This is a genomic window from Aquimarina sp. I32.4, assembly GCF_002924285.1.
Classification (GTDB): domain Bacteria; phylum Bacteroidota; class Bacteroidia; order Flavobacteriales; family Flavobacteriaceae; genus Aquimarina.
Window position 1 is genome coordinate 1 of record NZ_PGUB01000118.1, and the last position, 12,185, is coordinate 12,185.

General features: G+C 33.0%; 9 protein-coding genes and 2 pseudogenes. 6 read left to right on the forward strand and 5 right to left on the reverse strand.

Translation table 11 applies throughout. From position 1 onward, the window contains the following. The first annotated feature begins 308 nt into the window (after positions 1–308). Both CVD18_RS19020 and CVD18_RS19025 read left to right on the forward strand, forming a co-directional pair. Positions 309–1,619 carry an IS110 family transposase gene (locus tag CVD18_RS19020; RefSeq protein WP_103867094.1) on the forward strand — a complete coding sequence of 437 codons (1,311 nt, stop codon included), beginning with the start codon at positions 309–311 and terminating at the stop codon, positions 1,617–1,619. Between the two features lie 53 nt (positions 1,620–1,672). Next, positions 1,673–1,876: pseudogene (locus CVD18_RS19025) on the forward strand (IS3 family transposase); the annotation flags it as partial. A 56-nt stretch (positions 1,877–1,932) separates the two neighbouring features. Here the strand turns inward: CVD18_RS19025 and CVD18_RS19030 are convergent. From CVD18_RS19030 to tssD, 3 genes are all read right to left on the reverse strand, one after another. Then, positions 1,933–2,901, reverse strand: coding sequence for a hypothetical protein (locus CVD18_RS19030; RefSeq protein ID WP_103867095.1), 969 nt, complete (start codon positions 2,899–2,901; stop codon positions 1,933–1,935). A 247-nt stretch (positions 2,902–3,148) separates the two neighbouring features. After that, positions 3,149–3,850: a hypothetical protein gene (locus tag CVD18_RS19035; RefSeq protein ID WP_103867096.1), complete on the reverse strand. Its 702-nt coding sequence runs from the start codon at positions 3,848–3,850 to the stop codon at positions 3,149–3,151. Beyond that, positions 3,850–5,379: a type VI secretion system tube protein TssD gene (tssD, locus tag CVD18_RS22760; RefSeq protein WP_158250506.1), complete on the reverse strand. Its 1,530-nt coding sequence runs from the start codon at positions 5,377–5,379 to the stop codon at positions 3,850–3,852. Before tssD ends, CVD18_RS19035 begins: the two co-directional genes overlap by 1 nt. A 760-nt stretch (positions 5,380–6,139) precedes the next feature. Here tssD and CVD18_RS19045 point away from each other — a divergent pair. From CVD18_RS19045 to CVD18_RS19055, 3 genes are all read left to right on the forward strand, one after another. Then, complete coding sequence (locus CVD18_RS19045; RefSeq protein ID WP_103867097.1) at positions 6,140–7,417, forward strand: DNA cytosine methyltransferase; 1,278 nt, start codon at positions 6,140–6,142, stop codon at positions 7,415–7,417. Further along, positions 7,404–8,480, forward strand: coding sequence for an HpaII family restriction endonuclease (locus CVD18_RS19050; protein WP_233194595.1), 1,077 nt, complete (start codon positions 7,404–7,406; stop codon positions 8,478–8,480). Before CVD18_RS19045 ends, CVD18_RS19050 begins: the two co-directional genes overlap by 14 nt. Positions 8,481–8,575: 95 nt before the next feature. Next, a complete protein-coding gene (locus CVD18_RS19055) occupies positions 8,576–8,770 on the forward strand; it encodes a hypothetical protein (protein WP_103867099.1) in 195 nt (64 codons plus the stop codon). A gap of 97 nt (positions 8,771–8,867) precedes the next feature. Here CVD18_RS19055 and CVD18_RS19060 read toward each other — a convergent pair whose 3' ends face one another. Continuing rightward, positions 8,868–10,406, reverse strand: coding sequence for a serine hydrolase (locus tag CVD18_RS19060; RefSeq protein WP_103867100.1), 1,539 nt, complete (start codon positions 10,404–10,406; stop codon positions 8,868–8,870). Positions 10,407–10,653: 247 nt separating this feature from the next. After that, positions 10,654–11,385: a glycoside hydrolase family 25 protein gene (locus CVD18_RS19065; RefSeq protein WP_103867101.1), complete on the reverse strand. Its 732-nt coding sequence runs from the start codon at positions 11,383–11,385 to the stop codon at positions 10,654–10,656. A gap of 302 nt (positions 11,386–11,687) precedes the next feature. Here CVD18_RS19065 and CVD18_RS19070 point away from each other — a divergent pair. Next, a pseudogene (locus CVD18_RS19070) lies at positions 11,688–12,185 on the forward strand (hypothetical protein); the annotation flags it as partial.

A 12,185-nucleotide genomic window follows, 5' to 3' on the forward strand; every position in this document is an offset into this window, starting at 1 on the left:
AACACAGGATAAACAGAAGTGGTTCTGGACGGAAATTCGTGAAATTCAGAAAAGTAAAGACTACTAGACCTTTTGAGGCAACAGGCAAAAAAAATTTCCCAAGCGGTAATAATGACGTAATTTAGGGTAATAAATCTACCGAATTGCAAAATAATCGTTAAACGAATAGTGTTTTTATACCTGTTTTTGAGGATGATTTTCAAAAAAGAGTAAGCGAATTTGGTACTCAATTCTATAATTGATGTCCGTATGGTAGACTTTCAAGCGTGATTTTTTTTGAAAGCAATTTGGTTTTAAAAGCTATTAAAATGAAAAAAATCAGAAAACATGTTGCAGGGATTGATATTGGTGCAAAAAAGTTATTTGTGAGCATCGAAAATACTTCTGTAAAAATCTTTGATACATTTACCGAAGATTTAGAGTTGTTGGGTGCTTATTTGGTAAGCCACAAAATAGTAACAGTTGCTATGGAAGCTACAGGTGTTTATTGGGTAATTTTGTATGATATTTTGGTAGCTCACGGATTAGATGTTTGGTTAGTGGATGGCAGAAGCACAAAACAAGTACCTGGTAGAAAAACAGATGTCAAAGATTGCCAATGGATACAACAATTGCATAGTTACGGATTGTTGAACAGATGTTTTATCCCCGATAATTTAGTGCAAGAGCTACGCACTTACCAACGCTTAAGAGAAGACCACATCCGTAGCAGTGCCATGCATATCAGCCACATGCAAAAAGCATTGATTTTAATGAATATCCGCTTAAAAGAAGTTATTAGCCAAATTCAAGGTGCAAGTGGCATGCGTATAGTTCGGGCAATATTACAAGGAGAAAGAGATGCAGAAAAACTAACCTCATTATGTGATTCAAGAATTTTAAAAACAAAAAAGGAGTTAGTGATAAAATCGTTAAAAGGACATTATAGTGACTCAGGGTTGTTTAGTTTACAACAAGCAGTAAACTGTTATGATTTTTACCAGCAGCAAATAGCACACTGTGATAAAAAACTAGAGCAGGTTCTAGACAAAATGCATCGAAAAGAAAATCCACCAAAGCAACAAAAAGGCAGTACGCCAAGAAAAGCTATTCGTCACCACAAACCAGATATAGAAAATATGGGGAATCATTTGCTTGGTATTTTTAAAGGAAAGGACGCTACTGTTTTGCCAGGGATTACAGATTATAATTGGATGCAACTATTATCAGAAATCGGTACAGATTTAGAGAAATGGAAAACAGCAAAACATTTTACTTCATGGTTAGGTCTAGCACCAAAACAGCATAATTCTGGGAAGAGAAACCGTAACTATAAATCAAAAGGAACTCCTAAAGCAGGTTTGATATTTAAACAGGCTGCGGTAGGGTTGCTCAATAGTAAGCATATTGCATTAGGTGCATTTGGCAGAAAAATACGTTCTAAAAAAGGTGGACTCGTTGCTATAAAAGCAGTAGCAAGAAAATTGGCAGAACTCTATTGGAAATTATTTGTAAAAGGGTTGGATTATGTAGAAAATGGTATTAAAAAATATCAAGAAAAAATGCTGGTAAATAAAAAACGATCTGTTGCAAGGATGGCTAAAGAACTTGGATTAGAAGTTATAGTATCAACTACATAAAGCGCTAAAATACAAAAAGATAAACAAGACGTCAATGGTAGGAAAATGCACATGTAGAAGCTTATCATGGAATACTTAAAAAAGAAGTCTTTCAACGATTTGAGTATAGAACATTTGGAGAGATTCAACAAATACTAAAAAGATATGTGGTTTTCTATAACAACGTAAGGCATCATGGACTATTGGGAAGAATAACTCCTATGGAAAAATGGAACAAAGACAAACACTTAATTTTAATGAAAAATAGAGTAGCATAATTAATAATCCAAATTTAAAAGATTACTCTTGTTTTATAGGGGTCAAAACACATAGATTAGTTCAATTTATTTATTTTAGAACTAATTTTTTTAAAATCTTTCGGTTTTATATTAAATGACATCTTGGTATGGTCTTGATAAATTAGATTTCCATTTTTACCATTTACAATGTTTATTATTTTATTATAGTTTACCTGATTCCACATTAGGTAATAGAAATCTTCTTTTTGGTTAAGGATTTTTTCTTCGAGGGTATTGTATTCAACTATTTCATATTTATATGGGTATTCTTTCATTAATTTTTCTAATTCAGGATTCTTTTTTTCTAATCCAAAAAGGGCATTATATCCATATAATAGGCTGGAATCTATATATAAAGTATGATCTTTTAAGTTCTTTAGCTCAGGAAAAACATGGTCGTAATAAATATCAATAGACTTTTTGTTTTTTAAACTTTTATTGACTAGTTGTAGGTAGTTCTTTAAATATCCTAATTTGAAATTGATTAAATTTCCAACAATAACTTCTTCTTCAGCAGAGGGCATTACTACTTGTTGTCTCATTTTAATATCTGGTGTAAAATAGATTGCTCCTACTCTGGATGACCACCAGACGTTTTCTTTCTTTTTCTTCTTAACTTTATCAATAATGCTAAAATCTAAAAAGATAAAAGAATACGATTTCTCCATCCCTAATTGTGTAGTTTCTTCAATTTCTATAAATTCAAAACTAGCCAAAGCATCATCAACTTTTAAGTCATTTGCAGTAAAGTCATCTTTATAAACTACTTTATAGGGTGTTATATCCCAAACTTGATCCAGGATATGTTCATAAGATGATTTAGGAAAAACAGCTGGCAACACAAAAACTGTTTCAGTATTTGTAAACCTTTTTAGGTCTTTTTCTTTTAACTTCTTGAATTTATCACTTGAATATGAAAAATCCCCAACTCTTACCTGAGCAATCCCAAGTGTTGAGATAAAAAGTAGTAAGCAAGTAATTAAGGTTTTTGACTTGTAGTTCATTTTGGTACTTTTTTAATCTTGACGGATAAGCAATTTACACTTACTAAAAGTGTAAAAGTAAGGAACACCTTCTTTTAAAAAACCGTAAGATAAACTTTTTTTAAGAGAGAGATTACCAGTGATTACATATACAGATGGTTATAATTGCAATACAATATGTTTTCATTAGTTTGTGTATTTACTATTATACAATTGATCCCATTGCCAGATATGGGGTTGTTTTTTTGTTTGATATCTTCATTGGTTTTTATTCTATAGTTAAAATTTGACCCCCATTTGAGACTAGTTTTATTTTTCCTAGATATTTTCCTGTTACCCCATCTATTTTGTAATACACGGTTTCAGATTGCTTATCATCTGGTATGGGTTTAATCCCTACGCTCCATATAGGGGGATCGTTTGGTGATTCATTAAGATCTGATCGATATAATATATATGCTACTGTATCATATTTGGCAAGTTGATGCCTCAACTTATGTTGTACAATAGCTATAGCCTGTTCCCAGCAGATATTATACCCTTTTTCATGATCGATTACTTTGGTAATATTGCCTTGTGAGTCATAAACTGTTTCTTCTTTGAAATAAATATCATATTTTGAGTGAGAAAACCTTGTATACCAGATTTTACCATTAGGATAATATCCAATATATTTTTGTTTGTTTGTTTGTTTATTTGTTTGTTTACTTGAATATGTTACCTCTTTTGAACCTATAGGTTGTCTCCTGTAATATTTTTTTTCATATTCATTTGTTGATTCAATAATTAAGTTTTGGAATTTTAATATACTATCATATTTATTTACATCAAAGGTCATTTCATCTTTAGTAATAGTAAATATAGGGTCATCATAATTGCATAATGTATCATTGTTGACAAATTCCTTGGTACTGTTACAGGCAGTACTACATATACAAATAGTTATAATTGCAATACAATATGTTTTCATTAGTTTGTGTATTTACTATTATATAGTTTATCCCATTGCCAGATATGGGTTTGTTTTTTGGCATTGTCTTTATAATCCATATAATTATCAGTACTATATTTTGTAAAGGTATGTTTTTGTCCTTTATCTGTTGTCTTGCCCTTTTTATCTTTTTCTATAAAGGTATGGGGTAGTCCTATAGCATGCAAAATCTCATGAATGATGTGTTTAGCTTTAAAATCTTTATCATCATTAAGTACCATAAAAGCATCCCCCCGCCCTGTGGGAGATAGTCCTCCTGATATCTTATAAGAGTCTGTTTCAGAAATATTCTTACTATCAATACATTTTAAGTTAAAGAAATATAGATTAATCCCGTCTTTTAGTTTATTTGCATCTGTAACCACCCCATTGGCAGCATTAATGATTACATTTCTATGTTTATGCTCTACGTACCTGCCAATAGTAGTATGCTTTTTTATCATTTTATTTTCATAAAAAAACGCTTTTTGTGTAGATAAATCTCGTATCTCTGCCTTGTCATTCACGATTTCTACATCTATCAAAGTAGGAGCTAAGGCTTTTTTTAGGTAACTTTCTAGTTTTTGTTTTGTGACTTTTTTTCCTAATGCATCCTCATCAATATTCCTCCCCTCAATCTCTACAAACACCCACCTTAGTTGTATAGATTTGTGCTGTGTGTGGTATATCTCTAGCATACCTGCGGGGTTACTATCTGCGGTAATCTTGATCTGTGAGAGATTAGTAGCATTATTGAGGCAACGTATGGTTACTTCTTTGGCATCTATAATATCGGTAGGGTGTATATCAAAATCAGGATGGGGTTCTATCTGCACAGTGCTGTATTCGTTTCTACTACGGGTGGTATGATCTAGTTGCAGGGTAATAGTCTGATCTTTTCTCATACTAAGTATAGGTACAGCATAATCCTCGCCATCTACCTCGATACGGGTATAGGCATTGTGGTAGTTGGTTTTGTCTGAGGTACAGTTGTGTTCCAGTGATTTGCTCCACTCATCCCAACCATAATTGCCCTTACTTAGTTCATTGTTGTTGGGTTTAAAGATGGTTTTCCATTTTTTTATAAGTTCTTCCTTCTCCTCTTGGGCTATAGGTTGGTTTGTAGAGGTAGCGTCATTTTCTCTCCACCATTTAGAGAGTACCTGTTCACCATTGCGTATTACAACAGGGGTAGAGATTAGCAGAATATAGATAGGCCCATCTATGGTATACCCTATATTTTTTAGCCCTACACAAAAAGCTCCTTGAAACTCTAGTGTTTTAAACATTTTATCTCCCTCAAAGGATTTTTCTTCTATTGTACACCCTTTTCTCATATTGGGGGCTAATGCCCACTCATCAAACAGGTAGGTCCATCTGCCTATATCGGGTACTACTATTTGGTAGAAACCTCCTTGTGGCGCAGTAGATGGTCTCCCATTCCAATCGGTTTGTTGTTGTACTACTTCTGTATACGACAGCACAGGAATACTATACCCATCGATATAGAGTTTTACATTACTTCGCATGTTATGACTTTAGATTTAATGAGTTGTGTGTGTTTAAATTTTACAATGAGGTAAATATAGCACAAACAGAATTACTTTGCTTATAGATATTTATATAATTGTTACGGTTTTACCACAAAATTTACTTTGTAAGTAATTGTTTAATAGGATTTTGTGACATACTTTATTGAACACTCCCAACAATAAGTAGGTTTACCCCTTATCAAGACCCTTTGAGGGGTCATGCTGAGGGTTCGAAGGGTCATCAAGGTGGTGCTAACTACCTGTTTAGGTAGTTCGAAGCGTGGCTGAGGTGATTCGAACCACCTATATAGGTGGTTCGAGTTGATAATTTATCAACTCAAAGGGTCAGCATATCAGATTGAGTCGATAATGTATCAGCTCAAAGGGTCAGAAGATCAACTCGAATTGATAATGTATCAACTCGAAGGATCAACATATCAACTCGAATCGATACTTTATCAGCTCGAACCACCTCGGGATCAGATCGAACCCTCACAATAAGGGGGTACCCCCTTATCAATATGGGGTTGATTTGAAAGAAAATTTATAAATGAAACTAAATTCAATAAAAAACTAGATGAATATTGTTGATCTTTTATAAAAAAAAGATAAGCTCTTTATCATACATAAAATGATTATAGACAAGTGATAAAAGGCTGTGTAAAGGTATAGCGGTGCATCATACACATCTCTTGCTTGCAACCATAAAATGAGTTTTTTTTCATAACTTGCAACCATAAAAATCAAACAAACACAAGTGCTTCTAAAAACAAAAATATCCTTAGAGAATTTTGAAGATAAAAAATTTAAAATAAAACTCTTAGAGTCTGAAAAAGATACAGAAGCAGCTTTTACTCATTATTTGCATAATCATAAAAACGGAGTTTCTCAGTTTTATAAATCAGATGCACTAGAACACGTAAAAAACTTATTCGAGTATAAATTTCCAAAAGAAGAAGTAACAGATAGTGTAGCAGAAAAAACGTTACAAAGCTTAATCTTTCAGCAAGAAAATATTCCTTTTCCAGCACCAAAAAATCCTGATTTCAAGTTTATTGATCTTTTTGCAGGAATAGGAGGGTTTAGGATGGCACTACAAAACCTAAAAGGAAAATGTGTTTTTACAAGCGAATGGGATAAATACTCAAAGCAAACGTATCGAGCAAATTTTGGAGAAGTTCCTTTTGGAGATATTACAAAAGATAGAACCAAAGCTTATATCCCTGATAGCTTTGATGTGTTATGTGCAGGTTTTCCTTGTCAAGCATTTTCAATAGCAGGAAAACGAGGTGGATTTGAAGATACCAGAGGGACATTGTTTTTTGATGTTGCTGAAATTATCAAGAAGAAAAAACCAAAAGCTATTTTTCTTGAAAATGTAAAGGGTTTAAGAAGTCACGATAAGGGAAAAACATTAGCTACGATTTTAAATGTATTACGAGAAGATTTAGGGTATTTTGTTCCTGAACCTCAAATTGTAAACGCAAAAGAATTTGGAGTCCCGCAAAATAGAGAACGGGTTTTTATAGTTGGTTTTAGAAAAGATTTAGAGATTACTGAATTTGAATACCCAACACCAATAAAGAAAAAACAAACGCTCAGAAATATTTTAGAAACAGAAACAGTTTCTGTAAAATATTATTTGTCAGAAACATATGTAAATACATTGCGCAGTCATAAAGCAAGGCATGAGCGTAAAGGTAATGGGTTTGGTTATGAGATCATTGCAGATGATGGAATTGCAAATGCGGTAGTTTGTGGAGGAATGGGTCGAGAGCGAAATCTAGTGTATGATTTTAGGTTAGAAGATTTTACCCCCATAACAAATATCACAGGAAATGTAAATAGAGAAGGAATTCGAAAAATGACCCCTAGAGAATGGGCGAGACTGCAAGGTTTTCCTGATACTTATAAAATTGTAGTTTCTGATGCGCAGGCTTATAAACAATTTGGTAATTCTGTAGCTGTTCCTGCAATTCAAGCTACGGCAAAAAAGATAATAGAAAAGTTACACCTTTGTGATGACAGGAAATAAAGGAGAATGGAGTGAGATTTATGCATTGTTCAAACTCTTAGGAGATAAACAATTATTTCTAGGAGATAAGGATATTCAAAAATTAGAAGGTTTAGTTTATCCAATTTTACGAGTTTTAAGAACAGAAACTAATAGAAATTTTGAATACTCAATTCAAGATGAAATAATACTAATCTCAGGAGGTGAAGAAGCTTTAAAAGTTCCTGTTTCTGTGTTTAAAGAAAAAGCGGTTTTCTTACTCGAAAAAATTAAAAACAATAAAGAAAGAACCTTTTCGGTTCCTGATATTGAAGCATTTATGCAGTCAATTAATTGCCTTTCTTTAAAAGCAAGTTCAACTGCCAAAACTGATATTACAATTGTTGTTCATGATCAAAGAACAAATCAACAGCCAACTTTGGGGTTTAGTATAAAATCTCAATTAGGAAGCCCTTCTACCTTATTGAATGCTGGAAAAACAACGAACTTTATTTTTAAGGTTTCTAATCTAAAATTATCGCAATCAGAGATTGAAAAGATAAATTCTATAAGTTCAAGAAAAAAAATAATGGATAGAATTAATTCTGTTCTGCTAGCAAAAGGAGAATTTGGATTTATAAAAACCGAACGGCAAATATTCTTAAACAACTTAATTTTGATAGACAGTAGATTGCCAGAAATAATATCTCATATTGTTTATGAATTCTACTCTGGTAATACCTCACGGGTTTCAGATCTAGTGAAGAAAATAACGGCTAAAAATCCACTGAAGTTTGATATTTCTTATGAACACCAATTTTATGAGTACAAAATTAAACGATTTTTGACAGATGTAGCTTTAGGGATGATGCCTTCTAAGGTTTGGACAGGTCAATACGATGCTACTGGAGGATATTTGATAATCAAAGAAAATGGGGATGTTTTATGCTATCATATTTATAACAGCAATGAATTTGAGAATTATTTATTTAACAATACAAAACTAGATACTGCAAGTTCTAGTAGACATGATTTTGGAACATTGTTTGAAGAAAATGGGGAGTTGTATTTTAAGCTTAATCTACAAATACGATTTACTCACTAAGTGAGATTTTAATGCTTCGAAATTAAAGGTTCGTTTAGCGAGCTTAAAATAAAATACTTAACTTTAAAGAGTATAACCATTTTAAATATTTTACAATGATTAAGAATCTATTAAACCTAGAGAATGTTGTAATTCTCAAAAGAGAAGAGCAGAAAACCCTCAATGGGGGAGGTGCTGGATTTGGTTGCCAACCACAATTTCTTGATTGCTTAACAGATAGAGATTGTCCTTGTGGCCCTTGCGGACTACATGTTGGTGGTTTTTATGTGCCAGACCTTTGTGCTTTTTAATGCATAAATAAAAATGTAGTGTTTTTATACATTACTTTTGGTAAAAGACCTGTAACTATACAGGTCTTTTATTATTTTTATAATGAATAGTCGAATGCTATTCAGCAACCTTATATGGTTTCAGCTCTTCAAAAAAGATGTCATCATTAGGTACATCAAAATCCATGCTTTTAACTTTTAAGTTATTGTCGGTGTTGAATTTTACGGTCCCAAAGTTAAACCAGGCATGTTTTTTATCCCATTTGATTTCCCAGACATCATAATGCCAATGTTGCAAGGTAGCAGAAAGGTCGGGAGCATGTTCAAACTCCATTTGCAATTGATCTTTTACTTTAGAGATTTTGATTTTACCGTAGATATCAGAAATGTAAGTTCCTGTTATTGCTATAGGAGCAACAGAAGGTTTGGTATTAAGTACCCTTTTTTCTTTTCTTTCAGAAATACGAGTATCGTTTTTAGAACTGCTATTTGCTTTGTCTAATAGTTTGGAAGACCAGTCTATCGTTGATGTACCCATAAATTGATCCAATGCATAATAGGTAGCAGCTCTGATAGGGCTTTTCATACCATTGGTAAGTACAACAACCCCTAAATTTTCATCAGGAATCAAGGTAACTGCTGTAATCATACCATCAAAACCACCAGTGTGAGCAACACTTAACCTACCATGATAATCACTAAGTCCCCACCCTAAACCATAGCCATTAAAATGGCGGTTGAGATCATTTTTGGTAGTATGGTCTACTGTATAATTGTTATGAGGGGTCCAGATCATATTTCGGGATTCTTTGATCAATAAAGAATCTTTACCAATACGCCCGTGATTTAGATTAAAAATCATCCACTTAGAAACATCTTCTACACTAGAGATAAGACCTCCTAAAGCGCCTATTTCTTCCCAATCAACCCATGCTACAGGGATGTTTTTGTTGTTTTCACGAGCATGTGGAGTAGCATAGTTTTTTTTCTCATCCAATTTTTTTATAGAAGAGATAGTTCTGTTCATTCCTAAAGGATTGAGGATGCGTTCTTGTACATTTTGCCCCCAACTTTTTCCAGTTACTTTTTTTATAATTTCTCCTGCTGTAATATACATTACGTTAGAATATCCAAACCCTGCTCTGAAATCGTGTTTTTTGGGTAGGTGTTTCACTCGTTTTATGATTTCTTCAGAGGTCAGGTTAGATTTGTACCAGATTACATCTCCGCTAAATGTTCCTAGCCCCACACGATGACTTAGTATATCTCTAATCGTAACCTCATTACTTACCCACGGATCATACAAGGCAAAATAGGGTAAGTGTTTTTTTACTTTGTCATCCCAATTAAGTTTTCCTTCCTGAACTAGCATACCTATTATGGTAGCTGTAAATGCTTTAGAATTAGATGCTATAGCATATAATGTGTTTTTATCGGGTTTTCCTTCTTTTCCTTGTTCTAAAGATCCATAACTACCACTAAACACTAGTTTGCCATCTTTTACAACCCCAATAGTAGCACTAGGGATATCCCAATCTTTTACCATTTTGGCATAATATTCATCTAGTTTTTTTAGATCAACTGTAGGTTTTGATTGGGCAATTATTCCTGATGTATATATCAGGCATATAAAAAGTAAAGGCAATAATTTTTTCATGGTATTAATTTTAGATACTATTTTGTGTGATTCAAAGCAGTAAATATAGTTTTTTTAAGAAGATCGTAAAAAAGTATAGGCTATTTTAAGAATCCCATTGTAAAGAGGCATAAGCTTTTTTGATTTTAATAAAAAAATAGTTGTTTTCTTAGATCAACCTCTGGTTGTAAAAGAAACAGGTAGCTGTAGTTTGCTACCTGTTGTATGCTTACTACTTATTGTCATTAGGAGTATATAGCATTGTGATTTATTTCTTTAGTAATTTCCTAAATGCAGTTGCATCACCATTGAATAGATCATAATCTACATCACCTTTGATACCTTCTATTTTTTCTCGATCAGTACGTTGCCAGATAGTCCATCCGTTATTTTTCCAGGTTTCAGGAATTATAAGATCCTCATTGGTGTATTCTGCAAGCCATAATTTATAAGAGGCAAAGTCAGAATGAGTAAGATATTCATTGGCAAAAAAGAGGTTAGTATATACGATAGGACGTATTCCTAATTCTTTTTCTACCAATTGCAACCAGAGTAATGTGTTTTTTTGGTACGCCTCTTTGGTGACTGCAGATTTGAGTCCTAATTTTTCTAAGTCCAAAACAGGGGGTAAATCACCAGGCTCTAATTGTTTGACAGTATTAATAAAGTTTTGTGCCTGACCTTTTGGGTCATTATCAGTGACATAAAAATGATATAAACCTCTATAGATGCAGTTACTCTTGGCAGAAGCCCTGTTTTTCTTGAATTTTGGGTCCTGATAATCTGTGCCTTCTGTAGCTTTTATATATACAAAATTGATAGAATCACTTTTAATATCATTCCAGTTGATATTGTTTTGAAAGTGAGAAATATCTACTCCTAAGATACTTGAGGCTTTTTCTAGTTTTTGGGATTCTAGATTACAAACACCTTTTTTTTCTGTTTTACAAGATAGTATCATTAGGGATATAACGAATGTTGCAATTGAGAGTTTTTTCATAAATATTGGAGGTTAGGTTGTAAGAGTGTTTAATTAGTATAGGTTTATTTAATCAGAATGATTTATCAGGTCTTTGCCTAGTGCTTTTAAATTTTTTTCTTGTGTTTGTTGGATAGTACTTAATTCTGAGAAATGAAAAAATTTCTTGAGTAAGAAACTCATGAGATAAAAATATAATAAAGGGAGTAATAGGAAAAGAACAATGAGATTACTAATCATATTTATAATGAGCTTCATTAATTCTTTTAGCTATATTCTATAATACGACTTAACTAGTTATCTTTGTTTTAAAACAAGTGCAAATGGTACCAGAATCTTTCACAGAATTTTTCAAAAGCCTAGATGAATCGGGTCGTGAGACCGTAATTAGGGAGCTATTATCTATGGTCGATCCTTCAGAGCCTGACTTGTATACTGTTCATTCCGAGGTGCAACAAATCCAGTCACTACATTGCCCTAATTGTCAAGACATCGATATCCGTGCAAATGGCAAGGCTAATGGTGTGCAACGTTATTTTTGTAAATCGTGCAAGAAGTATTTTAGGGAAACTACAGGTAAAGTTACTTTTGGTTTAAAAAAGGGGAACTTGCTTAGTGTTTATTTGTACCATATGCTATTAGGCAATTCGATAAAGAAATGTGCTGAACAGACAGGTATCTGTCTCCAAACTTCATTTGACTGGCGGCATAAGATATTAAGTGCCTTTGAAGGGGCTGTTCCTAATGGTTTTGAAGGTATTGTAGAGAGTGATGATATTTTCTTTCTTGAATCTGGCAAAGGAAACAGGGAATTACCTAGA